Raw genomic sequence first — 22,516 nt, forward strand, 5'->3', positions numbered from 1 at the left:
TCAACCAGGGAAGGCGTGTCAGCCCCGCCAGCGCAGCAGGAGGTCGCGCAGCGGGGTCAGCGCGAGGCCCAATCCGGCAAGAACGCCAACCGTGTTGGCGAGGGCGTCCATCGGGTCGGCCATGCGGTCGCGTGTCAGCGCCCCCTGTGCGAACTCGATCCCGATTCCCATCAGCACCAGGCCCAGCCCGACCCACAGCAGCGGACGTCCTTGCCGGAACAGCTGCACGGCACTGCCGGACAGAATGAAGTACGCCAGGAAATGCTCGACCTTGTCGCCGTTCTCCGGCACGGGAATCGGTGGCGGGGGAATCAGGCAGACCACGATCACGAACAGCACGGCCAGCACCCACAGCGCAGTCCATAGCCGCGGCCGCCGCAGAGGCTTGATCATGCGCGCCGTCGCGCTCACAGGCGCCAGCTCAGATCGCCCAGCGCGAACGCCGGCTCGAAGTCGATTCCACGCTGCAGGCCGATCGCCTGGAAGCGCTCGCCCATGCCGGTCGGCAGGGTCAGCTTCTTCACCTGGTCGCGCAGCTGGATGCGCCCCACCTCATCGGTACGCTCCTCGGCCAGGCTCAGCACCTGGTCCAGGCCATTGCCGATCAGGAAGCTGGCCTGGCTGCAGTACCCCGCCAGCTCGAAGCCACCGTGCAGGCCCGCTTCGGCCATCGCGGTGAAGTCCACCGAGGCCGTGATGTCCTGCAGGCCCGGCCAGCGATGCACGTCGTTATGCACGTGGTGGCGGTAGAAGGCGCGCACCGTGCCGTCGTCGCGATCGTGCTGGTAGAACTCGCTGCGGCTGTAGCCGTAGTCGATGAACAGCATCGCGCCACGTTGCAGGCCGCCAGCCACTGCCTGCAGCCAGTACGGCAGCTGCGGCAGCACCTCCGAGCGGTATCCGTCGGCGAAGGGCCTTTCGAGATAGCGTTCGATGTGGCGCACGGCGCCGTTGAGCAGAATATCGGCCGGCTGCGCGCCACGGATGAAGTTGCCCTCCGCGTCCAGCTCCACGGTTTCCTCGTAGACCTCGCCGTCCCTGATCAGGAAGCGCGGGGTCGGAAGTGCGTCGATCACCTCGTTGGCGAACACCACACCTTCCCAGTCCTCTTCGAACGGACGCTCGATCCAGTCCACGCGCGTGGCCAGCTCTGCCGGCAGCGCCTGTTGCAGGCGCTGCTGCTGGCGCTGGCGCAGGTCGGCACTGGGTTCAAGGATGGCATAACGCGAAGGCACCGCATCCAGCTCGGCCAGCCGCAGCAGCACGGCTTCGGCGAAGGCACCGGTGCCGCCGCCCAGCTCCAGCATCCGCGACTGCGCACCGAGCTGGGCGAACACCGGCGCCAGCGCATTGGCCACGCTGCCGGCGAACAGGCCACCCAGCTCGGGCGCGGTGGTGAAGTCACCACCGCCACCGAACTTGCTGGAACCGGCGCTGTAATAGCCCCACCCGGGTGCGTACAGGCACAGTTCCATGAAGCGGGAAAACGGCATCGCGCCCCCCTGGGCGAGGATTTCAGCGCGCAGTGCGGCGGCCAGCTGGTCGCTGTGGGCCAGGGCGTCGGCATCGGGCAGAGGGAAGGTAGGCTGCATGGCGTCTTCGAATGCGGTGACAATGGTGCACAGGATAGCCGAGCCTTGGAGGACCCTCGATGAGCGACACCGCCCCCGTGGCCCTGATCACCGGCAGCGCGCGCCGGATCGGCGCCGCCATCGCACGCCAGTTCCACGCCTGTGGCTGGTCGGTGGTGCTGCATGCCAACACGTCCAGCGCCGAGCTGCAGCAGGCCGCCTTCGACCTGGACAACGTCCGTCCGGGCAGTGTGCTGGCCCTGCAGGCCGACCTGCGCGATGCCGGCGCCCTGCCCGACCTGGTCGAGCAGGCCGTGGCCCACTTCGGCCGCCTCGATGCGCTGGTCAACAACGCGTCCAACTTCTTCCCCACCCCGCTCGGCCAGGTGACCGCCGAAGCGATGGATGAGCTGTACGCGGTCAATGCGCGTGCACCGCTGCTGCTGTCACAGGCGGCCGCGCCGTACCTGCGCCGCCAGCAGGGCTGCATCGTCAATCTGACCGATCTGCACGGCACCGACCCGATGCGCGACCATGTGGCCTACACCATGGCCAAGGCCGCACTGGAGATGGCCACCCGGTCACTGGCGCTGGAACTGGCGCCGAAAGTGCGGGTCAATGCGGTCGCCCCCGGTGCGATCCTGTGGCCCGAGCAGGGAAAGGACGATTTCGCCCGCGAGGCCCTGCTGGCGCGCACGCCGCTGGCACGCACCGGCACGGTCGAGGAGATCGCCGAGGCGGTGTACTGGCTGGTGGCCGACGCCAGCTTCGTCACCGGCCACACCCTGCGCGTGGATGGCGGACGCACGGTGAGTTGAAGTCCGCCGGGCATGGCCCGGCGCTACCGATCTACGTAGGCGAGCGCAGCGGCCCTCATTCCAGGTCAACCACCTCGAATGCCTCGCCAAACTGAGCGTGTGCACGCCACAGCGCCGCCAGGGCCAGGCCGCTGACCGGGTCGATGAAGTCCGGCGCGATGTCCGCCAGCGGCTTCAGCACGAAGGCGTGCTTCAGCTCGGGGCGCGGAATGCGCAGATGGCCCGGGCCTTCCACGATGTGGTTGCCGTAGAACACCACGTCGATGTCCAGGGTGCGGTCGGAGAAGCGCGGACCAGTGCGATCACGACCGTGGGCGTCTTCCAGCGCGTGCAGCCAATCATCCAGCGCCTGCAGCGGCAGATCGGTCTGGATCAGCACGCCATTGTTGAGGAAGGCCGGGCCATCGAAGCCTACCGCGGCCGTGCGGTAGGCCGGAGACACCTGCAACGCGCCGAAGCGCTCGCGCAGGGCCGCCACCGCGGCGTGGAGATGGCGGCGGGGCTGGACGTTGCTGCCCAGGCTGAGGAGCACGGTGGTCATGCGGTTCAGGTGACGGGTCTGGGGGGCGTGGGCATGCCGTCGTCACGGCGGCCTGCCTACAATCCGGGACGCACATGATAGGGCACCGACATGACCTATTGCGTTGGAATCGAGGTGGACCAGGGCCTGGTCTTCGCCGCCGACACCCGGACCAATGCCTCGCTGGACGATGTGCGCGTGCACCGCAAGCTGCACGTGTTCGAGTATCCCGGCCAGGCGGCCTACGTGTTGATGGCGGCTGGCAACCTGGCCACCACCCAGTTGCTGGTCTCGCGCCTGACCCGGGACGCCGGCGAGCGGCGCACGCCCAACCTGCGCGACATGACCCATCTGTTCGAAGCGGCGGCCTATGTCGGTCGCCTGCTGGTGGACAGCCAGGTGCACGGCGGCCACAGCGAGCACGGCCATGACGGCGTCAACACCCAGGCCACGCTGATCTTCGGCGGCCAGGTCGCCGGCGAACGCCCCGGCCTGTACATGATCTACCCGCTGGGCAATGCCATCGCCGCCTCGCCGGAGACCCCCTACCTGCAGATCGGCGAGTCCAAGTATGGCAAGCCGATCCTCGACCGCATCCTCAGCCCGGCCACGCGCCTTGAGGACGCCGCGCGCACGGCGATCGTGTCGCTGGATTCGACCATCCGTTCCAACCTCTCGGTCGGCCTGCCGATCGATCTGGCATTGCTGCGCGACGGCGAGCTGCGGATCGCCCAGCAGCTGCGGCTGGGCGCGGACTCGCCCCTGTACGCGGACATCCACCAGAACTGGTCACGGCGGCTGGAACAGGCCGTGGACAGCCTGCCACGCTTCCCGTGGGAGACCCCGGAACGGCCGGCGTGACCTGCCGCCGGGCCATGCCCGGCGACGCAGATTCAGCCCAGTGCCTCTGCCACAGCGCGAAACACCTGCTGCATCTGCAACGGCTTGCGCAGCACATGCACCTCGATGCCATCAGGGAATGCATCGGCCGGAACGTCCACTGACGCGTCTTCCAGCACCAGCGCCGGCCCCCGGTAACCCAGTCCGGCCATTTCGCCCAGCAGCTGGCTGGCCGGCAGCAGTTTGGAGCCGGCGTCGGCGATCACCAGCGCCGGCATCGCCTCCTGCTGCATCCAGCGCAACGCCGCCGGTCCATCGGAAGCCAGCTGCAGCTGATATCCCTGGCTGGACAGCGCGTTGCCCAGCAGCGACAGGCGCGTGGCTTCGCCATCGACCACCAGGATCGACTGGCCACTGCCGAGTGCCACCAGCTGCTCGATCGGCTCGCCGCTCTCGATGGTGTCACGCATCGGCAGGCGCAGCTCGAAACAGGTGCCCTGCCCCGGCTGGCTGGTGACCGTGATGCTGCCGCCAGCACCTTCGACGATGCGCTTGCAGGAAATCAGGCCCAGGCCGGTACCGTCCGCCTTGGTGGTGAAGAAGGGATTGAACAGATGCGAGAGCGTATCGGCATCCATGCCGATGCCTTCGTCGGCCACGGCGATGCGCATCCAGTCCACACCGTCGCGCTCGCCGGCATGGCTTGCGGTCAGGCTCAGGCGGCCGCCGCTGGGCATCGCCTGGATTGCATTGAGTGCCAGGTTCAACAGCACCTGCTGCAGCTCGGTGTAGTTCGCATCGACCGCAAGGCCCTCGTCTTCCACCTGCAGGTGCAGGCGCACCGCATCGGGCACGTTGCTGCGCAGCAGCAGCGCCACCGCGTCGAACAGGCCGTCGATCTGCACGCGTTCGCTGGGCTTGCGCGAGCCACGGACGAACGACAACATCGATTCCGCCATTTCATGACCGCGGCGGCCGCACTCGGCGATCACATCCGCAAGGTGGTGCAGCTGCGGATCATCGGTGCGCGCCTTCAGCAGGTCCGGCATGATCAGCAGCGGCTGCAGGATGTTGCGCAGGTCGTGGCTGAGGCCAGCGGCGAGCAGCGAAAGGCTTTCCAGCCGTTGCGCGCGCATCAGCTCGGTCTCCACGCGCGAACGCTCCACCGCGCTGCGCGCCTCGCGGATCGCACGGGCCACCGCCGACGGCAGGCGCGCCGGCTGGTGCTTGATGATGTAGTCGTTGGCGCCCTTCTGCAGCGCCGCCACTGCATTCTCCTCACCCATCGTGCCCGAGACGAAGATGAAGGGAACATCCGGCGCCGTCTCGCGCACGATGCGCAAGGCATCGTCGCCGGAGAAACCAGGCATGCTCAGGTCGGACAGCACGATATCCGGCTGGAAGGAGGCCAGCGCCTGGCGCAGTTCCGCCTCGCTCTCAACGCGCTCGAAGCGGGCTTCCAGGCCCGCATCCAGCATCTGTTCGGACATCAGCTCGGCGTCTTCAGGCGAATCCTCCACCAGCAGGATGCGCAGTGCCCCGAGGGAGGGACCGGTCAGGGGCATGGGCTTACTCGAGTTCCGGTGCCTGGTTGATCAGTGCCCAGAACTTGCCCAGGGTCTGCACGGCACCGAAGAACTGGTCCACGTCCACCGGCTTGACCACGTAGGCGTTCACGCCCATGTCCCAGCTGCGGGCCAGATCGCTCTCTTCGCGCGAGGACGACAGGATCACCACGGGAAGGCGCTTGAGCTCCTCGTGCTCACGGATCTGCCGCAGCACTTCCAGGCCGTCCATGCGCGGCATCTTGATGTCCAGCAGCAGCACCGCCGGCAGGCCCTCCTCGCGGCTGGCGAAGGTACCGCGCCGCAGCAGGTAGTCCATGACCTCCACGCCGTCCTCGACGTGCACGATGGGATTGGCCAGGCGGGCTTCCTGCAGGGCGTCGATCGCCATCTCGGCATCGGCCGGGCTGTCTTCGGCAAGAAGGATGGTGCGCAGAGTCGTCATGCGGAGGGACCTTGTTTGTCCGCGTCGAGCGCGGGAGGCAGGTAGAAGTGGAAGGTTGCGCCGGCGTCCGGCTCGGCTTCGGCCCAGACCCGGCCTCCATGACGGGTCAGCACGCGGCGTACGCTGGCCAGGCCGATGCCGGTACCGGGGTAATCACTGGCCTTGTGCAGGCGCTGGAACACGCCGAACAGCTTTCCGGCATAGGCCATGTCAAAGCCTGCACCATTGTCGCTGACCGTGAACTGATGGCCGCCATCAGGCTGCGGCTGGTAATCCACGCGGATCTTCGCCGGTTCGCGGTTGCTGGAATACTTGACCGCGTTGCCGAGCAGGTTCAGCCACACCTGGCGCATCATGTTCTCATCGGCCACCACGATCGGCAGCGGTGCGATGTTCCATTCGACGTGATGGACCTGGCCACTGCTTTCAGCCTCGGCCTGCAGGTTGGAATCGAGCATCGCGCGGGTATCGGACACCAGCGACTGCATGTCCACTGCCTGCTGGCGCATCGCTGCGCGCCCCAGCCGCGAATAGACCAGCAGATCGTCGATCAGCGTCGCCATGCGCCGCGCCGAGCTGGAGATCACCCCAAGGTAATGCAGGCTCTTCTCGTCGGCGCTCTCGCCCAGGTGGCGCGACAGCTTGTCGGAGAAGCCGGCAACGTGGCGCAGCGGCGCGCGCAGGTCATGCGACACCGAATAGCTGAATGCTTCCAGCTCGCGATTGACCTCCGAGACCTGCGCCACCTTGCCTTCCAGCTGGCGGTTCAGTTCCTCCACACGCGACTGCACGGCGCGCTGCACGGTGACATCGCTGACGGTCAGCAACACCACTTCATCGTCGGTATCCGGCAGCGGCATGCGCCGCGCGTTGAGCAGCATGTAGCGCACCACGCCCTCGGAGGTGCGCTGTTCGTGCTCGAAGTCCCACAGCTCGCGCCCGCGCAGCAGCACATCGACCAGGCGCTGGCGCACGACGGCGTCCCGCCAGGCGCCGTCGCCGACGTCATCCAGCAACAGGCCATCGGCACGTTCGTCCTGCAGGCCGTACAACTCGGCAAAGGCCGGATTGTGCAGCTGCACGCGCAGCTCGCGGTCGAGCAGCACGATCGGCTCACGCACGGTCTGCAGTACTGAGGCAGCGCGCGCGGCCGAGCGCAGCGACTGCCGTTCGGCCTGCAGGCGGCGACCGATCTGCCGCTGCAGCAGCCAGAGCACCAGGCCGAGCAGCGCCAGCTGTACCACCAGCGAGCTCCACGAGACGAATTCGGTCTGCCTGCGCTGCCGCGCAGCCTGTTCGGCCCGCTCGGCCAGCAGCGCCTGCTCGCTGTTCTGCAGCTCTTCAACCACGCTGCGGATCGGGTAACGGGTGCTCAGGTCCTGTACCAGCGCGCGCTGGTCACTGTTCGGTTCGGCCTTGGCCAGCGCGCGCGCCACCGCCAGCCGCCCTTCCAGCATGGACTCGATGCGACCGATGCGGATCAGCTGCTCAGGATTATCGCGTGTCATCCGGCCCAGCTCTGCGAGTCGGCCGGGAATCTCGTTGGCCTTGGCCATGCGCTCGCGCAGACCGGGCGCGTCCACGCCCTTGGACAGCGTCAACGCCGCCGACTCGACATCGCGCACATCGGCCTGCAACTGTTGGAGCGCCACGCCAACCGCCTGCGTATGCGTCACCCAGGCCATGGCTTCTTCGTTCTCACGCTGAAGCTTGCGCTGGGTCAACCACGGCACGACGATGATCGCGGCGGCGGCCAGCGCCAAGGCCGGCAATCGCCAGCGATCCCAGATGTCGTCACTGAACACCAGCGCCATAGTTCCTCATCAGCACGGCCGCAGAGGGATGGGCCCGGACAGGCCCAGCTGCGGCGGAACCGGCAATATAGCGCAGGCGGTCACACCTCTGGAACGTCTGGCCTTGGCAGCTGAACGCTCCAGAAAACATCATGGGTGGAGCCGGGGCTGGCCCGGCTCCACCGTCATGCAGCTGTACTGCGGCGCCCCGGCGGGGCGGCGCACGGGATCAGCGCTTGGCCGCCGCGTTGACCTTCAGCGCGCTGGCATCAACGCGGGTGACGCCCTTGATGCCCTTGGCCGTAGTGACGGCCTTGTCATGCTCGGCCTGGGTCGCCACCGTGCCGCTGAGGCTGACGACGCCATTCACGGTTTCCACCTTGACCTCGGTGCCCGGCACATTGCTGCTGGCCAGCAGGTCGGCCTTCACCTTGGTGGTGATCCAGGTGTCGGTCACCGGCTCGTTGGAGTCGTGGCGATCAGCGTGGGTCATCGCCGAATGGTCGGTGGCAGGCGGACTCTTGGCTGACGGATCCTTGGCGAATGCAGCCGAGGAGGACAGCGCCAGGCCCAGGGTGAGGGCCGAAGCAATCAGCGTACGGGTCGGGTTGTTCATCGTGTGTTACCTCCTGCGGAATGTGGGGCCAGTGTGGCCGCAGCGCCGTGCAGCAGGCGTGGCGCTACGGTCACGCCGCCGTGAATCGCGCCGGTTTTCAACGCAACCGTTCAGCTTTGGATCCTGGCCCCCGTCGTTTACCCTGCATGCCTGATCTGCGCGGAGCACTGCCATGCGCCCTGACCTGCAACTGGCCCTGATCGGGTACGGCCTTGCCGGCCGCGTTTTCCACGCGCCGCTGATCCAGCACACCCCGGGACTGACCCTGCACAGCGTGGTCAGTTCGCAGCGCGACCTGCTGCTGCGCACGTTCAGCGATGTACACGTGCGCGCGGCACCCCAGGACGTATTCGACGATCCGGCGGTGGACGCGGTGGTGATTGCCACGCCGAATGACCAGCACGCACCATTGGCGATGGCAGCGCTGGCCGCAGGCAAGCATGTGCTGGTGGACAAACCCTTCGCACTGGACGTGGCCGAAGCCGAAGCCGTGCTGGCGGCGGCGCGCGATGCAGACCGCATCGTCACGGTGTTCCAGAATCGCCGTTTCGACGCCGATTTCCTGACGTTGCAGGCCTTGCTGGCCGAAGGTGCGCTCGGCGAAGTCGCCGAATGCCATGCGCATTTCGATCGCTACCGCCCGCACGTGCGCGAGCGCTGGCGGGAGCAGGAGGGGCCTGGCAGTGGCCTGTGGTATGACCTTGCACCGCATCTGCTGGATCAGATGCTGGTGCTGTTCGGCTGGCCGCAGGCGATCGACGCGGACCTGGCGGTGCAGCGCGAAGGCGGCAGCGGCATCGATTACTTCCATGCGGTGCTGCATTACCCGAGGCACCGCGCGATCCTCCATGCCGGTTCGCTGGTGGCGGCACCGACGCCCCGGTTCGCCGTGCACGGCAGCCGCGCCAGCTGGATCAAGCAGGGCCTGGACGTACAGGAAGCACAGCTGCGCCGCGGCGTTGCGCCGGGCGCGCCGGGCTGGGGCATCGACCCGCGTCACGGCGAGCGGGTGTACTGCGATGCCGAGGACAACGTGCAACGCAGCACGGTCGACAACCTGCCGGGCGACTATCGCCGCCTGTATGCCCAGTTCGCTGCGGCGATGCAGGGTGACGGTGAACCCACGGTCAGCCCATTGCAGGCGCTGCAGGTAATGCGCTTGCTGCAGGCTGGCAGGGACAGCGCTTACGAGGCCCGGCGCATCGCACTGAACTGATCGCGGTCCGCGGCCCGGAACCCCACGGCAGCGCCGAAGGGCTCCGTTCCTGGCGCTTACGACTTCTTGATCGCATGCCCACCGAACTCGTTGCGCATCGCCGCCAGCAGGCGGTCAGTGAACGAATTCGACTCGCGCGACCGCAGGCGTTCCAGCAGCGAGAGCGTGATCACCGGCGCCGGCACATCCAGCGCGATCGCTTCGGCCACGGTCCAGCGGCCTTCACCGGAATCCTCCACGTAGGGGGCGATGCCATCCAGCGACGGATTGCGCTTGAGCGCCTCGGCACTCAGGTCCAGCAACCACGAACGCACCACGCTGCCATGGCGCCAGACCTCGGCAACCTGCGCCAGGTCCAGCTCCATGTCCTGCTTGCGTTCCATCAGTGCGAAGCCTTCGGCGTAGGCCTGCATCATTCCGTACTCGATGCCGTTGTGGACCATCTTGGTGAAATGGCCCGCACCGGGAGGACCGACGCGTGCCCAACCCCGATCCTCCGCCGGCGCCAGTGTGCGCAGCAGCGGCGCAACCTGCTCCACCACCTTCGCCTCACCGCCGACCATCAGGCTGTAGCCCTCCTGCAGGCCCCAGATGCCGCCGCTGGTGCCGCAGTCGACGTAGCCCAGGTCGTCCTCGGCCAGCGCCTTGGCGCGGCGGATCGAGTCCTGGTAATTGGAGTTTCCGCCGTCAATGACGATGTCACCCTCGGCCAGGTGCGGGGTCAGCTGGCCGAGCGTCTGGTCGACCGTTTCGCCCGCCGGCACCATCAACCACAGCACGCGCGGCACCGGCAGCGCGGCGACCGCGGCGGCCAGCGAATCGACTACTTCGATGCCGGCCTCCGCGGCGCGCTGGCGGGCGCCTTCGCCCGGGTCGTAGCCGACCACGCGGTGGCCGCCGCGATGCAGGCGCTGGGCCATGTTGGCGCCCATGCGGCCAAGGCCGATCATTGCAATATCCATTGTTTCACCTTCAGTTGGGGTCTAGGGTCAGGCTGCCTGGCCTGCCGGTTGACGCACAGTGGCGCAGCTGCGCCTCGCGCCAACGCCGGTAGAGCGTGGTATGCAGATTGTGCACCGCCAGGTCGATCGAAAACGGCGTTCGTGGATTGCGGTCGAGCAGCCGGGCGATGTGGTAGCCGATAGGACGTATACCGCGCGGATGCACGTAGATCACGAACTGCTGGTAGAACGGATCGTCCAGCACCTGGTCCATGCGTGCCAGGCGGGCGTGGTAGCGCGCTGGAAGGCGCGCCCGCAGTCCGGGGTCGCGTTCGAACAGGAGCCGCTCGAAATAGCGCCGCCCCACCCGCGGCAGCCCCTGCGCCAGTTGCCACAGCTCGGCGTTGCGCTGGTCGTACCAGGCCAGGCCTCCGTGGCGGGCAAGCGCCTGTGCCGCATCCGGCCCGACGTCGACAACGACGAAGTTCTCGGCCTGGTTGCTCAGATCGTCCAGCGTGCTCTTGTCGTACACGTGTTCGATGAAGCCGGGCAGGCCCGCGAAGGCCTGACGTCCCCTCGCCGAGGTGCGCACGGCTTTGCCGTCGGCAAGGAAGTCGCCCGCATGCGCACCGAGCAGGACACTGTCGGTGCCGTGCAGCGCGATGAAGGTGCCGATCGACAGTTCGCCTGCGGTGAACTCCGCGTCGAACGCAGCATCGCCATACAGCTCACGCTGCGTTGCCAGCTGCGCGACCTGGCGGCCGACACCGCATTCGGCACGCACCGCACCGCCGTAGAACGCCTGCAGCGCGCGGCTGTTGCCATCCACGGGAACGTAGCCGCGGCCGAAGCTGCGCACGCGTTGCCACCCCTGCGCCCGTGCGCCCTGCATCCCGAAGCCGATCCAGCCCAGCTGTGCGCCGGAGAAGCGGAACTGCGGGTTGCCCTGCAGCGACGTGGCGGCCCGCCGGGTCGCCGCGCCCAGTTCGAAGGCATAGGCACAGACCGTGGCAGGATCCTCCAGCAGCTGCTGCAGCAGCGCCTCGCGCAGCGCCCCATCCAGCGTCTGCGGCCATCGCACACGCAGATCACCTGCGGCCTGCGCCTCGGCCAGCGATGCCCGGGTGCACACCGGGCCACCCTGGATCTGCGGCGCACTGACCGCAGCCACTTCAAACCGCCAGCCCAGCCGCTGCAGCAGGCCCTGCGTGCAGTCCGCGGCCGCCGCCGCGCTGCCTGCCGGCGAAGCCAGCAGCAGGGCCATGACCATCAGCCCACGCCGCACGCTCAACCCTGATCCGTCGCCGCCGCCGGCTCCGATACGGGGGGAGCGGGCAACCGTTCCGGAACCGGCGGCGCCTCACCGGGGGCGGCCGGCAGGTACTGCTGCAGGCGCTGGAAGAACCGGCGGTAGAAGTCGGCATCGGTGATGGTGCTGCTGGCGACCTTCACCAGGGAATCGTCATTGCTGCCGAACGGCAGCGACACCGAACCCAGCGCGCCCACGCCCACGCTGGCCGAGGTCGGGCTCTTCTTCAACGCATAGCGGTCCTGCACCGCGCTGACGAACACCAGCGACTGGCTGCCACGCGGCGCGCAGGAGATGCGGAGTACCAGTTGCTCGTGATCGTCCTCGCGGGGCTGGAAGTTCTTGCTCCCCTCCACCTGCGCGTCATCGACGCGGGCGATCGCATAGCCCTGGCTGAGCAGGGCCCGTCGCGCCGCTTCACAGGCATCGGCCGGGCGGCTGTCGACCGTCCGGGAGAAGGTGTCGCCGGAATCGAAGGACTCGCGCAGCACGGTGCTGTCGGCGGCGCGGCCACCGCAGGCCGACAGGATCAGGGCACTGGCAATACCGACGGCAACGCTGCACAGAGGGGAGACCCGCATGGGAACTCCTGCGAGAAAGGTAGCTGCCAGGGTAGTCCCGCCCCCGTGTGCGGCAGGTCGACAGCACCGCTGGCGGCACACGCTGTTGCTCCCGGTTCATGCACCGGCAGCGCCGGGCATGACCCGGCGCTGCCCGTCAACGCAGACGGGGCCGGCATTGCCGGCCCCGTGGGGTACTTCATGTCACGCGTGGCTCAGTCGGCCCAGCGACCGGCCCCGGTGGACTGCGGCAGCACCTGCGCCGACAGCGGGCGATCATTGGCCAGCAGATTCACCGCATCGGCCAGGATCGCAGCGGATTCACGCAGCAGCGGGTCCGGTCGCTTCTCGGCGGCCTTCTCACGGGCGGCATCCTTGACGATATCGCGCTCGTTGCCGGTCAGGCCGTCATCGCTGCTGTCATCGGCCAGCGGATCCAGGGCCAGGCCCAGCTCCTTGCGCATGATCTGGCGCTCCTTGCGCTGGGTGTCCTGGCGTTCCCGCTCGGCACGACGCGTCGCTTCATTGAGCGAGACATACTTCTTCGCCGCTTCGGCACGGAACTGCTCGACATCCTCGTTCCACCACACGAATTCCTTGTCGGTGGCGATGCGTGCCTCGTGGCGGGTTTCCAGCTTCGGCAGCAGCGGCGCGAAGTTCCCGTACTGCGTATGCGGCACCGCGGCGATGCGGGTCCACGGCAGGGCATTGTCGTAGGTGCTTTCGCCGAACTCGGTGGCATCGACGCTGGCGGGGAACGCCAGGTCCGGCACCACGCCCTTGTGCTGGGTGCTGCTGCCGCTGATGCGGAAGAACTGGGCGATGGTCAGCTTGACCTGGCCGAAGCGCTGCGTTTCGCCGCTCGGCCAGCGATCAAGGTCGACGATGTTCTGCACGGTGCCCTTGCCGAAGGTGGTCTCGCCGATCACCAGGCCGCGGCCGTAGTCCTGGATGGCACCGGCGAAGATTTCCGACGCCGAGGCCGAACCACGGTTGACCAGCACGGCCAGCGGGCCGTCCCACGCCACGCCCTGATTGCGGTCGCTGTTGACGGTGATGCGGCCGCCCGATTCACGCACCTGCACCACGGGGCCCTGTTCGATGAACAGCCCGGTCAGTTCGATCGCCTCGTCCAGCGAGCCACCACCGTTGTTGCGCAGGTCCAGCACGACGCCGTCGAGCTTGTCGTTCTTGAAGCCCGCCAGCAGCTTGGCCACATCGCGGGTGGCCGACGCATAATCGGCGGCATTGCGGCGGCGGCCCTCGAAGTCCTGGTAGAAGGTCGGCAGCTTGATCACACCGATCTTCCGCGCCGGCTCGCCATTGGCGGCCGGAATGGTCATGGTTTCACCCTTGGCGGCCTGCTCGGCCAGGCGCACCTTCTGCCGGGTCAGGACCAGGGTGTGATGCTTGCCATCGGCGCCCTCCTCGGCCGGGATGAACTCCAGCTTGACCTGGGTATCCTTGGCACCGCGGATCTTGGCCACGACGTCGTCGATGCGCCAGCCGATCACATCCTCGACCACGCCGGACTTGCCCTGGCCGACGCCGACGATGCGGTCACCCGGCTTCAGGGTGCCATCCACGGAGGCCGGTCCGCCGGCGATGATCTCGCGGATCACCACCATGTCGTCCTGCCGCTGCAGCTGCGCACCGATGCCTTCCAGCGACAGCGACATCGCCTGGTTGAAGTTCTCGGCGGTACGCGGAGTGAAGTAGTCGGTGTGCGGATCGACCGCACTGGTGTAGGCGTTGAGGAAGAACTGGAAGACATCCTCGCCCTTCAGCTCGTTGACCGACTTCTCCAGCGTCGCGTAGCGCTTGTCGAGCGTCTTGCGGATGTCGTCCGGCTTCTTGCCGGCCAGCTTCAGGCGCAGCCAGTCATTCTTGACCGACTTGCGCCACAGTTCATCCAGCTCGGCATTGCTGGCCGCCCACGGCACCTTCTTGCGGTCGTACTCAAAGCGCTCGTCGGTGGTGAAGTCCGGCTCCTGCCTGAGCAGCTTGCGTGCGTAGGCCACGCGCTCGCCTACGCGCTGCTTGTACACCGCGAAGACCTGGAAGGCCGGCTCAAGTTCACCGCCACGGATGGCATTGGCGATGTTCGCCTCGAAGGGTGCGAAGCGCGCCACATCGGCCTGGGTGAAGTACTGCTTGCCGCCGTCCAGGGTCTCCAGGTAACGCTTGAACACATCCTTGGAAGTGGCTTCATCGAGCGCACGCGGACGGTAGGCGTACCGGCTGTCGGACAACAGGCCGTACACCAGCTTGGAGGTGGTCACCTGATCGGCGGTCGCCGCAGCCGGCAGCGCCGGCGAATCGGCCTTGGCCGACAGCGCCAGCGGCGCTACCAGCGCCAGGGCCATCAGGAATGCGGGGGCTTTGAATTTCATGAACGTGCTCGAAGGCGCCTTGCCAAGGGGGAGACTGCGTGGTGTTCAGACATCACGACAGTGCCGAAAGTTGCCGGGTTTGTCACCCGTCCACATCCGGTGGAAAACCAGCCTAGCGGGGCCGGTGTAGCAAATTGTGAATGCAGGCGAAGGCGTGCGGACCAACGGTCCGCGCCCACCACGGTGGTAGGCACGCCCATCGGTAGCGCCGGGCCATGCCCGGCGAGCGCAGCGGGAAAGAACCGCCGGGCATGGCCCGGCGCTACCGGTCAGGAAACTCCGGCGCCCTTGGCCTGCACGTCGGCGTGGTACGAAGAGCGCACCATGGGGCCGGAGGCGACGTGGCTGAAGCCCAGCTCATAGCCGTAGTCTTCCAGCGCCTTGTAATCCTCGGGCGTCCAGTACTTCAGCACCGGGTGGTGGTGCGCGGTCGGCTGCAGGTACTGGCCGATGGTGATCATGTCCACGTCGTGGGCACGCAGGTCACGCATCGTCGCCTTGATCTGCTCGAAGTCCTCGCCCAGACCCAGCATGATGCCGCTCTTGGTCGGCACCTGCGGGTGCTGGGCCTTGAAGTTCTTCAGCAGCGTCAGCGACCACTGGTAGTCCGCGCCCGGGCGCACGTTGCGGTACAGGTCCGGCACGGTCTCGATGTTGTGGTTGAACACGTCCGGCGGGTTCTGCGCGAGGATGTCCAGCGCGCGCTCCATGCGGCCCTTGCCGCGGAAGTCCGGGGTCAGCACTTCGATGCGGGTACCCGGCGACTTCTCACGGATGGCGGTGATGCAGTCGACGAAGTGCTGGGCACCGCCGTCGCGCAGGTCATCGCGGTCGACACTGGTCACCACCACATACTTCAGGCCCATGTCGGCCACCGTCTGGCCGAGGCTGGCCGGTTCGTTGGCATCCGGCGGCTTGGGCCGGCCGTGGGCGACGTCGCAGAACGAGCAGCGGCGGGTGCAGACCTCGCCCAGGATCATGAAGGTCGCCGTACCGTGGCCGAAGCACTCATGGATGTTCGGGCAGCTGGCTTCCTCGCAGACCGTCACCAGGCGGTTCTCGCGCAGCTTGGCCTTCAGGTTCTGGACCGCATTGCCCGAGGGAATGCGCACGCGGATCCAGGAGGGCTTGCGCAGCACCGGTGCATCGGCGAACTGAACCGGCGAACGGTTGATCTTGTCCCCGCCCAGCTGCTTGACGCCGGCCTGCAACGGTGCGGCGGTCGGAATGTCGCCCTGCACGATCTGCAGGGGAATGGTGCGGGCAGTGGTTTCAGTCATGGCAGTTCCGGGGAGCGGTCACGCGGCCGCAGAGAGATCAGGCAGTTCGGGCACGTGCTGCAGCCGCAGGCCGAACTGGCGGGCCAGCTGTTCCAGCAGCACCGTCTTGACGGCATCCATCCCGGACGGCCCGCCCAAGTCTACCACCGAGGTCACCTGCAGCCCCTGATAACCACAGGGGTTGATGCGGTGGAAGGGTTCCAGGTCCATGGCCACGTTGAAGGCCAGGCCATGGAAGGTGCAGCCACGGCGCACGCGGATGCCCAGCGCGGCAATCTTGGCATTGCCAACGTAGACGCCCGGGGCACCTTCGCGGCGTTCGGCACCGATGTTCCATTCGGCCAACGTATCGATGATGGCCTGCTCGATGCGGCACACGTAGTCGCGCACGCCGATGCCCAGGCGCGGCAGGCGCAGCAGCGGGTAGATCACGATCTGGCCCGGCCCGTGGTAGGTGACCTGGCCGCCGCGGTCCACGTGCAGCACCGGGATCGCCCCCGGGGCCAGCACATGCTCGTCCTTGCCGGCCTGGCCGAGGGTGAACACCGGATCATGCTCCACCACCCACAGCTCGTCGGTCGTCTCGTCAGCGCGCTGATCGGTGAAGCGCTGCATCGCCCGCCAGACCGGCTCATAGGCCTGGCGGCCAAGGTCGCGCACCAGCGCCGGACGCGGCGGGCGGTTTTCCGGAGCGGCGTCGGCCGGGCAGCTGTCGGCTACAGCGTCCACTTCACTTCCGGGTGATCGCGCAGCGCCCGATGGGCGGCGTCGTACTGTTCGCGGGTCTCGGCCTTGAACACCAGCCGGACCGACACGTACTTGCCATTGGACGAATGCTTCCAGCTGATGCGCTCGTTCACGACGTCCAGGCCTTCGGCCTGCAGCAGTCGGGGAAGCTCATGCTCCAGGCCGCGGTTGGCCGGGCCCATGGCGCTGAGCTCGAACTGGCCGGGGAACTGGAAGCCGTGGTCGGGGTTGTCGGACTTGATTTCCATGGACCCATTATCGGGCCGCAGGGCAACAAACCCAAGAGTATTCATCCAGGTCAACACGGACACCGGCAGGCCGCTGCGTTGCACCTGAATTCCCATTCAGCTTCCTGCTGCGCGGGGGCGCGGCACGCCCCGGCGCCGGTTGTCGTCACGAGACAATGTCGTTTTCGGAACAGACAAGTGACCGGGACGCGCTCGTACCGTCACGCGGGCCGGGGTACCGTGTCGTTGCATATAACGACAGACGACCACCCCTTTCCCCATGAGCATTCCATCCATGCGTAGCGTCGCAGCCCTCGGGCTGTCCGGCCTCCTGGCCGCCGCCCTCCCCCTTGCCGCGCAGGCCGCCGAACAATGCGGCCCCGATGCCATGCGTGAGCACCCGCCGCAGATCAATTTCCGCGTTGACAACGACCTGTTCGGCGGCCGCCACCAGGACCAGGGGTATACCAACGGCGCCGAACTGACCTTCGTATCACCGAACCTCGTCGATTACACCGACGATCCCTGCCTGCCGCGCCTGGCGCGCTGGGTCAACGGCTATCTGGAGCGCCTGCACCCGGGCCGGTTCGAACAGCAGAACATGATCTTCAGCATCGCCCAGGGCATCTTCACCCCGACCGACTTCACCCGGAAGGACCTGATCAAGGATGACCGCCCCTACGCGGGCGTGCTGATCGCCAGCTTCGGCTACAACGCGCGCAGTGGTGATCGGCTGCAGACCACCCAGCTGACGCTGGGCGTTGTCGGTCCGTGGGCCCAGGGCAAGCAGGTGCAGAACGCTGTGCATGAGGTGCTGGGCGACGAGAAATTCCAGGGCTGGGACAACCAGCTGCACAACGAGCCGCTGGTGATGCTGACCCATGAGCGGATGCGTCGTTGGCCGGGCGATGCCAGCGTCAACGCGGGCGGCTGGGGCTGGGACGCGATCAGCCACTACGGCGGCTCGGTCGGCAACCTGGCGACCAAGGCCAACATCGGTGGCGAGGTGCGCTTCGGCTGGAAGCTGCCGGATGACTTCGGCAGCACGCCGCTGCGTCCTGCCGGCGAGAACACCGCGCCGACCCGCAGTGGCAGGCCGAGCGGCTGGTCATGGCACCTGTTCGCCACCAGCGATGCTGCCTGGGTGATCCGCGACATCACCCTGGATGGCAACACCTTCCGCAACAGCCACAGCGTCGACAAGCGCCACATCGTGGCCTACGGCGGCTACGGAATCGCGGTGATGCGCGGTCGCTGGAAGTTCGCGGCGGCGCGCTACCACAGCACCCGCGAGTTCAACGGCCAGCGCGAGGCACCGGTGTTCGGCAGCTTCACCATCAGCCGTTCGCTCTAGAACAGTGCGGACATCTGGTCCGCACATTGGCTGCAACGGAAAAGGCCGGCATGCGCCGGCCTTTTCCTTTTCATGTCAGCGCACGGCGCTGCGCATCATTCCGATTCCCACCACATCCAGAAGCTGTCCCACAGGCGCTTGAAGAAGCCGGCCTGCTCGACGGCAGCCACCGCCACCAGCGGCGCTTCGGCCACCACCTTGCCATCCAGGCTCACCTTCACCGTGCCGATCTGCTGGCCGGCCGTGAACGGCGCTTCCAGGGTCTTGGGCACATCGATGCTCGGCTTCAGATCGTTGTAGCGGCCACGCGGCACGCTGACCAGCATCGGCTGCGCCACGCCCAGCTGCACCTTGTCACTGGTGCCCTTCCACACCTTGTGCTCGGCGACGGCCTTGCCCGGCTCATACAGGCGGTGCGTTTCGAAGAAGCGGAAGCCCCAGTTCAACAGCGCCAGGCTGTCATCGGCGCGCTGCTTCTCGGAGGCGCCACCCAGCACCACCGCGATCAGGCGCTGGTCGCCGCGCTGCGCCGAACTCATCAGGCAGTAGCCCGCCTCGGAAGTGTGCCCGGTCTTGATGCCATCGACACTGCCGTCGCGCCACAACAGCAGGTTGCGGTTGGGCTGCTTGATGTTGCCGACCTGGAATTCCTTGATCTTGTTGTACGCGTAGGTTTCCGGGTAATCACGCACCATCGCCCGGCCCAGCAGCGCCAGGTCATAGGCGGTGCTGTGGTGGCCCGCGGCGGTCAGGCCGTGGGCGTTGACGAAGTGCGAGTTCTTCATGCCGATCTTGGCGGCGTAGCTGTTCATCAGCGAGGCGAAGGCTTCCTCGCTGCCCGCCACGTGCTCGGCCAGGGCGATGGCGGCATCGTTGCCGGACTGGATGGCCATGCCCTTTTCCATGTCTTCCAGGCGCGCGGTTTGGTTCACCGGGAAGCCGCTGTAGCTGCCGTCGGTACCCGCACCGCCTTCGCGCCAGGCGCGCTCGCTCATCATCACCTGGTCATCCGCACGGACCTTGCCGTTCTTGACCTCTGCGGCGATCACGTAGGACGTCATCACCTTGGTGATGCTGGCCGGCGCCAGCTGCTCATGGACGTTCTCGCCCGCCAGCACCTGGCCGGTGGCGTAGTCCATCAGGATCCAGGCCTTGGACACGCTCGGCACCGGGGCCGGTGGCGTGGCCACGGTGGCCGGAGCCGCAGCGGCGGCAGGTGCGGGTGCGGCCGGGGTCGGCAGCGGCGTCTGGGCAGAAGCCAGGCCCACCACCAGGGTGGCGGCCAGGGCGGTGGCGGCGGAACGGAAATTCATTGGACAGCGGGCTCCAGGGACGGCCGGGAATGGAGGGGGAACAGAATGGCCATTGTAGGCCGGGGGGGCCCGGGCCGGCAGCACCGACCCGGGCGGGATCAATCCTTGACGATCTGCGGCGATCCAAGGCCCAGACCGGCGATGCGGCCGACAAGTTCCGCGGCACTGGCATGGTCGCTGGCGGGTACGCGCAGACGGAAGAGCGTGCGGCCACCGGCGGCGATGTCGCTGATGGTCGCGCCGACGATGCCGGCCGCATTGAGCTGGCCCATCGCACGATTGGCATTGTCACGGTTGGAGAAGCTGGCCACCTGCACCATCACCGCACCCACCACCTGCTGCGACAGCGTGGGGCTGCTGGCCGGTGCCGCGGAAGCGCGCGGCGCCGTGGCGGCGACTCTCGCCGGCGCAGCGGCAGGTGCCGCAGTGCGGACGCCCACTGCACTCGGCGGCAGGCTGCTGACCGCCACGTCCGGCGGCGTGCTGGCCACCGCCTGCGTGGTGGCCGGCTGGCCCCGCGTCGGCACCGCATCGGCAGGCAGGCGTTTGACCAGGCGGTCGATGTCGCTGTCGGCCGTCGGGCGCGTGGCGACAGTGCTCGCCATCGTCGTCGCCGCACCGGCAGCGGCGGCGGCTTCGGCCGCCCGGCGCTCGCGGCGCGACGGCTTCTGCGCCAGCAGATTGCCCTCACCCGGCTGCAGCGCGCGCACCTCCACATTGCCGGTTCCGCGCTGGGTGATGCCCAGGCGTACCGCAGCGGCATAGCTCAGATCGACCACGCGGCCATCGTGGAACGGGCCCCGGTCATTGACCCGCACGATCACCGACTCGCCGTTGTCCAGATTGGTCACGCGGGCGAAGCTGGGCAGCGGCAGCGTCTTGTGCGCAGCGGTGAACTGGTACATGTCGTAGACCTCCCGGTTCGAGGTCAGGCGGCCATGGAATTTGGCGCCGTAGTACGACGCCGTACCGCGCTCGACATAATCGCGGGTATCGTCGAGCACCTTGTACGACTTGCCCAGCACCACGTACGGCGACTTGTTGCCGATGGCCGAACGTGTTTCAGCCGTCACTTCCGGCTCGGGAATGCAGGCCACGTTCGGAATGTAGGTCGGCGTGCTGTCTTTCACGCCCGGCCGGTACAGGCCGCCGGCGGTGTAGTTGCCCCGCGTGTTCGGGTCTTCCTTGGCCGCCGCATAGGGCGATCCCTCCGGACAATGCGCCGGGCGCGTGCCCCTGCCCTGCACCACCGTACCGGAAGGCGTTCCACCATGGCCGGCGGTGGCCGGCTTCTTCGGCGCGCTGCTGCAGGCGGCCAGCGCGAGGACGATCAATCCAGGGACCAGCCATCTGATGTTCATGCCGGGGGCAGCTCCTGTCCGGCGATGGCCTGCGACAACTGGAACACGGCCATCGCATACATCTTCGAGAGGTTGTAGCGGGTGATCGCGTAGTAGTTCTGGAAGCCCAGCCAGTACTGCTTGCCGGTGCTGCCCTCGAGCGTGACCGGAGTGGCCGTCGCACCCGGCTGTACCGGTGCGGCAGGCTGATAGCCACGCTGGGCCAGATCGGCCAGCGACCAGGTCGGTGCCCACTCGGTCGGATTGAATTCCTCGCGCCCCGGAGCGAGTGTCGCCGGCACGGCCACCTGCCCGCCCCGGACCCAGCCTCCCTTCTTCACGAAGTAGTTGGCAATGGAGGAAAACACGTCGTCGTAGCTGTTGAACAGGTCACGGCGACCGTCGCCGTTGCCATCCACGGCATAGTCCAGGTAGCTGGACGGCATGAACTGGCCCATGCCCATCGCACCGGCATAGCTGCCCTTGAGCGTGGTGATGTCGAGTTTCTCCTCGCGGCCCAGTTCAAACAGCTTGGCCAGTTCATCACGGAAGAACAGCTCGCGGCGCACCTCGCGTTCCAGCTTCTCCGGATCGCCGCTGCGCGGGTAGTAGAAGGCCAGCGTGTACAGCGCATCGAGCACGCGGTGGTTGCCGGCATTCCTGCCATAGCTGGTCTCCACGCCGATGATCGCCACGATCACCTCGGCCGGAACACCGGTGCGCTGCTGCACGCGATCCAGCTCGGCGCGGTGTTCGGCCAGGAAGGCACGGCCCCCCTCGATGCGCGCCTTGCTGATGAACATCGGCCGGTATTCGTTCCAGGGTTTGACCCGTTCGGCAGGGCGCGACATCGCGGCGATGATCGGCTGGCGCACCTGCGCCTGGTCGAGCACGCGCCGGATCTCGTCGGGCTGGAGTCCGTAACGCTTGGCGGTATCGGCGATGAAGGTGGCGCGCGCAGTCTCGAACGGAACCGGCGTGAGATCGACCGGCGGCGCGGTGGCGGCGGTGGCTTCCGGCGCGGCCTCGGCCGGTCCCTTGGGCTTGGTGGCCGGATGGCGCGGCGTACTGCTGGCCTGCGGTGAAGACGGTGGAGATGTCGGCTGGGTCGCGCAGGCGACCAGGCCGAGGGTAAGCATGCAGGCCAGAGTGCGTCGAATCATCGTCGCAGGTTAGCAGGTCATGGATGAATTAAAACCCCTAACACCATGAATCACAACGATTTGCTTGCAAGCAGTCGAAATTGTGAAAACGATGTGAGCGATCCATCGTATTCAGTTGAGAGGTTGCCGGTTGCGTCCCCATCCCCGCAGACGCAACCGGCGACCGGATCCGGTCGATACGCGCGCGGCTGCCGCTCCCCAGTGGCAGTACCCCGCGCGCCCTGTATCCGTTGGATCAGTACTGCTTCCCGCCCGACGCCCCCTCGCGCTGCAACGATAGACGGCGCGCCGTGCCGAACGGGCCGCCATTGTGCAGGCCGATTGCGACAAGTCCATTGATCAAAATCAACGCAGCGTAAAAGTGTGAACTAGATAACGTTTTTTTAGGGCTTTGGTCAGCGGACCTGCTGTTGCGCGTCGTCATGGGAACGCTTCCATGAAGGGCGTTGCGCAAGCGTTGGACGGCCCCGGCCTTGCCCGAAACCGCAGAGGTGCAGCAACCCGC

General features: G+C 67.3%; 22 protein-coding genes. 4 read left to right on the forward strand and 18 right to left on the reverse strand.

Annotated elements, in window-relative coordinates; all coding sequences use genetic code 11:
* Window positions 1–18 precede the first annotated feature (18 nt).
* Together N5J29_RS13360 and N5J29_RS13365 are read right to left on the reverse strand one after the other, a co-directional pair.
* Window positions 19–393, reverse strand: coding sequence for a hypothetical protein (locus N5J29_RS13360; RefSeq protein WP_065175153.1), 375 nt, complete (start codon window positions 391–393; stop codon window positions 19–21).
* 14 nt (window positions 394–407) lie between these two features.
* Window positions 408–1,592, reverse strand: coding sequence for an SAM-dependent methyltransferase (locus N5J29_RS13365; RefSeq protein WP_128990003.1), 1,185 nt, complete (start codon window positions 1,590–1,592; stop codon window positions 408–410).
* A 59-nt stretch (window positions 1,593–1,651) separates the two neighbouring features.
* Here N5J29_RS13365 and N5J29_RS13370 point away from each other — a divergent pair, with 59 nt between their 5' ends.
* Window positions 1,652–2,389, forward strand: a complete 738-nt coding sequence (locus N5J29_RS13370) for a pteridine reductase (RefSeq protein ID WP_164150690.1) — start codon at window positions 1,652–1,654, stop codon at window positions 2,387–2,389.
* A gap of 55 nt (window positions 2,390–2,444) precedes the next feature.
* Here N5J29_RS13370 and folK read toward each other — a convergent pair whose 3' ends face one another.
* Complete coding sequence (gene folK, locus N5J29_RS13375; RefSeq protein ID WP_197571829.1) at window positions 2,445–2,930, reverse strand: 2-amino-4-hydroxy-6-hydroxymethyldihydropteridine diphosphokinase; 486 nt, start codon at window positions 2,928–2,930, stop codon at window positions 2,445–2,447.
* 90 nt (window positions 2,931–3,020) lie between these two features.
* Between folK and N5J29_RS13380 the strand changes: the two genes are divergently transcribed.
* Entirely contained in the window at window positions 3,021–3,770 is a 750-nt protein-coding gene (locus N5J29_RS13380; protein ID WP_053519299.1) for a 20S proteasome subunit A/B, read from the forward strand.
* Between the two features lie 32 nt (window positions 3,771–3,802).
* Here N5J29_RS13380 and N5J29_RS13385 read toward each other — a convergent pair whose 3' ends face one another.
* From N5J29_RS13385 to N5J29_RS13400, 4 genes are all read right to left on the reverse strand, one after another.
* On the reverse strand, window positions 3,803–5,314 hold the full coding sequence (locus N5J29_RS13385; protein WP_164150687.1) for an ATP-binding protein: 1,512 nt from the start codon (window positions 5,312–5,314) through the stop codon (window positions 3,803–3,805).
* A gap of 4 nt (window positions 5,315–5,318) precedes the next feature.
* On the reverse strand, window positions 5,319–5,759 hold the full coding sequence (locus N5J29_RS13390; RefSeq protein WP_053519303.1) for a response regulator: 441 nt from the start codon (window positions 5,757–5,759) through the stop codon (window positions 5,319–5,321).
* Complete coding sequence (locus tag N5J29_RS13395) at window positions 5,756–7,573, reverse strand: ATP-binding protein (protein WP_053519305.1); 1,818 nt, start codon at window positions 7,571–7,573, stop codon at window positions 5,756–5,758. The genes N5J29_RS13390 and N5J29_RS13395 overlap by 4 nt, the downstream gene beginning before the upstream one ends.
* 208 nt (window positions 7,574–7,781) lie before the next feature.
* Window positions 7,782–8,168 carry a BON domain-containing protein gene (locus N5J29_RS13400; RefSeq protein WP_111186190.1) on the reverse strand — a complete coding sequence of 129 codons (387 nt, stop codon included), beginning with the start codon at window positions 8,166–8,168 and terminating at the stop codon, window positions 7,782–7,784.
* Between the two features lie 172 nt (window positions 8,169–8,340).
* Here N5J29_RS13400 and N5J29_RS13405 point away from each other — a divergent pair, with 172 nt between their 5' ends.
* Window positions 8,341–9,384, forward strand: coding sequence for an oxidoreductase (locus N5J29_RS13405; protein WP_128989995.1), 1,044 nt, complete (start codon window positions 8,341–8,343; stop codon window positions 9,382–9,384).
* A gap of 56 nt (window positions 9,385–9,440) precedes the next feature.
* Here N5J29_RS13405 and gnd read toward each other — a convergent pair whose 3' ends face one another.
* From gnd to N5J29_RS13440, 7 genes are all read right to left on the reverse strand, one after another.
* Window positions 9,441–10,346 carry a phosphogluconate dehydrogenase (NAD(+)-dependent, decarboxylating) gene (gene gnd / locus N5J29_RS13410; RefSeq protein ID WP_053519312.1) on the reverse strand — a complete coding sequence of 302 codons (906 nt, stop codon included), beginning with the start codon at window positions 10,344–10,346 and terminating at the stop codon, window positions 9,441–9,443.
* Between the two features lie 10 nt (window positions 10,347–10,356).
* Window positions 10,357–11,595, reverse strand: coding sequence for a hypothetical protein (locus N5J29_RS13415; protein WP_164150712.1), 1,239 nt, complete (start codon window positions 11,593–11,595; stop codon window positions 10,357–10,359).
* A gap of 17 nt (window positions 11,596–11,612) precedes the next feature.
* Complete coding sequence (locus N5J29_RS13420; protein ID WP_053519316.1) at window positions 11,613–12,215, reverse strand: DUF2242 domain-containing protein; 603 nt, start codon at window positions 12,213–12,215, stop codon at window positions 11,613–11,615.
* A 194-nt stretch (window positions 12,216–12,409) separates the two neighbouring features.
* Window positions 12,410–14,587, reverse strand: a complete 2,178-nt coding sequence (locus N5J29_RS13425; RefSeq protein ID WP_053519630.1) for a carboxy terminal-processing peptidase — start codon at window positions 14,585–14,587, stop codon at window positions 12,410–12,412.
* Between the two features lie 269 nt (window positions 14,588–14,856).
* Entirely contained in the window at window positions 14,857–15,867 is a 1,011-nt protein-coding gene (gene lipA / locus N5J29_RS13430) for a lipoyl synthase (protein WP_065175161.1), read from the reverse strand.
* 18 nt (window positions 15,868–15,885) lie between these two features.
* Window positions 15,886–16,596, reverse strand: a complete 711-nt coding sequence (gene lipB, locus N5J29_RS13435) for a lipoyl(octanoyl) transferase LipB (RefSeq protein ID WP_053519632.1) — start codon at window positions 16,594–16,596, stop codon at window positions 15,886–15,888.
* Entirely contained in the window at window positions 16,584–16,862 is a 279-nt protein-coding gene (locus N5J29_RS13440; RefSeq protein WP_053519645.1) for a YbeD family protein, read from the reverse strand. The genes lipB and N5J29_RS13440 overlap by 13 nt, the downstream gene beginning before the upstream one ends.
* Window positions 16,863–17,136: 274 nt before the next feature.
* On the opposite strand from N5J29_RS13440, the gene N5J29_RS13445 reads away from it, so the two are divergent.
* Window positions 17,137–18,195, forward strand: a complete 1,059-nt coding sequence (locus N5J29_RS13445) for a lipid A deacylase LpxR family protein (RefSeq protein ID WP_181452106.1) — start codon at window positions 17,137–17,139, stop codon at window positions 18,193–18,195.
* A gap of 95 nt (window positions 18,196–18,290) precedes the next feature.
* On the opposite strand, the gene N5J29_RS13450 is transcribed toward N5J29_RS13445, so the two are convergent.
* From N5J29_RS13450 to N5J29_RS13465, 4 genes are all read right to left on the reverse strand, one after another.
* Entirely contained in the window at window positions 18,291–19,508 is a 1,218-nt protein-coding gene (locus N5J29_RS13450) for a D-alanyl-D-alanine carboxypeptidase family protein (RefSeq protein ID WP_164150685.1), read from the reverse strand.
* A gap of 98 nt (window positions 19,509–19,606) precedes the next feature.
* Entirely contained in the window at window positions 19,607–20,869 is a 1,263-nt protein-coding gene (locus N5J29_RS13455; protein ID WP_164150683.1) for a septal ring lytic transglycosylase RlpA family protein, read from the reverse strand.
* The gene (gene mltB / locus N5J29_RS13460) at window positions 20,866–22,011 is read right to left on the reverse strand and encodes a lytic murein transglycosylase B (RefSeq protein ID WP_065175164.1); all 1,146 of its coding nucleotides are present in this window, start codon (window positions 22,009–22,011) and stop codon (window positions 20,866–20,868) included. The genes N5J29_RS13455 and mltB overlap by 4 nt, the downstream gene beginning before the upstream one ends.
* 235 nt (window positions 22,012–22,246) lie before the next feature.
* Window positions 22,247–22,435, reverse strand: coding sequence for a hypothetical protein (locus N5J29_RS13465; protein ID WP_154582383.1), 189 nt, complete (start codon window positions 22,433–22,435; stop codon window positions 22,247–22,249).
* Between the last annotated feature and the right edge of the window lie 81 nt (window positions 22,436–22,516).

The sequence above is a fragment of the Stenotrophomonas sp. GD03680 genome (assembly GCF_029844625.1).
GTDB classification, from domain to species: Bacteria; Pseudomonadota; Gammaproteobacteria; order Xanthomonadales; family Xanthomonadaceae; genus Stenotrophomonas; species Stenotrophomonas maltophilia_P.

What these genes read in the sequence shown, in the direction of transcription:
- N5J29_RS13465 (WP_154582383.1), bottom strand. Translation starts at nt 22,435, where the DNA reads ATGACGACGCGCAACAGCAGGTCCGCTGACCAAAGCCCTAAAAAAACG.
- N5J29_RS13360 (WP_065175153.1), bottom strand. Translation starts at nt 393, where the DNA reads ATGATCAAGCCTCTGCGGCGGCCGCGGCTATGGACTGCGCTGTGGGTG.
- N5J29_RS13365 (WP_128990003.1), bottom strand. Translation starts at nt 1,592, where the DNA reads ATGCAGCCTACCTTCCCTCTGCCCGATGCCGACGCCCTGGCCCACAGC.
- N5J29_RS13385 (WP_164150687.1), bottom strand. Translation starts at nt 5,314, where the DNA reads ATGCCCCTGACCGGTCCCTCCCTCGGGGCACTGCGCATCCTGCTGGTG.
- N5J29_RS13390 (WP_053519303.1), bottom strand. Translation starts at nt 5,759, where the DNA reads ATGACGACTCTGCGCACCATCCTTCTTGCCGAAGACAGCCCGGCCGAT.
- mltB (WP_065175164.1), bottom strand. Translation starts at nt 22,011, where the DNA reads ATGATTCGACGCACTCTGGCCTGCATGCTTACCCTCGGCCTGGTCGCC.
- gnd (WP_053519312.1), bottom strand. Translation starts at nt 10,346, where the DNA reads ATGGATATTGCAATGATCGGCCTTGGCCGCATGGGCGCCAACATGGCC.
- N5J29_RS13400 (WP_111186190.1), bottom strand. Translation starts at nt 8,168, where the DNA reads ATGAACAACCCGACCCGTACGCTGATTGCTTCGGCCCTCACCCTGGGC.
- N5J29_RS13440 (WP_053519645.1), bottom strand. Translation starts at nt 16,862, where the DNA reads ATGGAAATCAAGTCCGACAACCCCGACCACGGCTTCCAGTTCCCCGGC.
- N5J29_RS13450 (WP_164150685.1), bottom strand. Translation starts at nt 19,508, where the DNA reads ATGAATTTCCGTTCCGCCGCCACCGCCCTGGCCGCCACCCTGGTGGTG.
- lipA (WP_065175161.1), bottom strand. Translation starts at nt 15,867, where the DNA reads ATGACTGAAACCACTGCCCGCACCATTCCCCTGCAGATCGTGCAGGGC.
- N5J29_RS13395 (WP_053519305.1), bottom strand. Translation starts at nt 7,573, where the DNA reads ATGGCGCTGGTGTTCAGTGACGACATCTGGGATCGCTGGCGATTGCCG.
- folK (WP_197571829.1), bottom strand. Translation starts at nt 2,930, where the DNA reads ATGACCACCGTGCTCCTCAGCCTGGGCAGCAACGTCCAGCCCCGCCGC.
- N5J29_RS13425 (WP_053519630.1), bottom strand. Translation starts at nt 14,587, where the DNA reads ATGAAATTCAAAGCCCCCGCATTCCTGATGGCCCTGGCGCTGGTAGCG.
- N5J29_RS13445 (WP_181452106.1), top strand. Translation starts at nt 17,137, where the DNA reads ATGCGTAGCGTCGCAGCCCTCGGGCTGTCCGGCCTCCTGGCCGCCGCC.
- N5J29_RS13405 (WP_128989995.1), top strand. Translation starts at nt 8,341, where the DNA reads ATGCGCCCTGACCTGCAACTGGCCCTGATCGGGTACGGCCTTGCCGGC.
- N5J29_RS13420 (WP_053519316.1), bottom strand. Translation starts at nt 12,215, where the DNA reads ATGCGGGTCTCCCCTCTGTGCAGCGTTGCCGTCGGTATTGCCAGTGCC.
- N5J29_RS13415 (WP_164150712.1), bottom strand. Translation starts at nt 11,595, where the DNA reads ATGGTCATGGCCCTGCTGCTGGCTTCGCCGGCAGGCAGCGCGGCGGCG.
- N5J29_RS13455 (WP_164150683.1), bottom strand. Translation starts at nt 20,869, where the DNA reads ATGAACATCAGATGGCTGGTCCCTGGATTGATCGTCCTCGCGCTGGCC.
- N5J29_RS13380 (WP_053519299.1), top strand. Translation starts at nt 3,021, where the DNA reads ATGACCTATTGCGTTGGAATCGAGGTGGACCAGGGCCTGGTCTTCGCC.
- N5J29_RS13370 (WP_164150690.1), top strand. Translation starts at nt 1,652, where the DNA reads ATGAGCGACACCGCCCCCGTGGCCCTGATCACCGGCAGCGCGCGCCGG.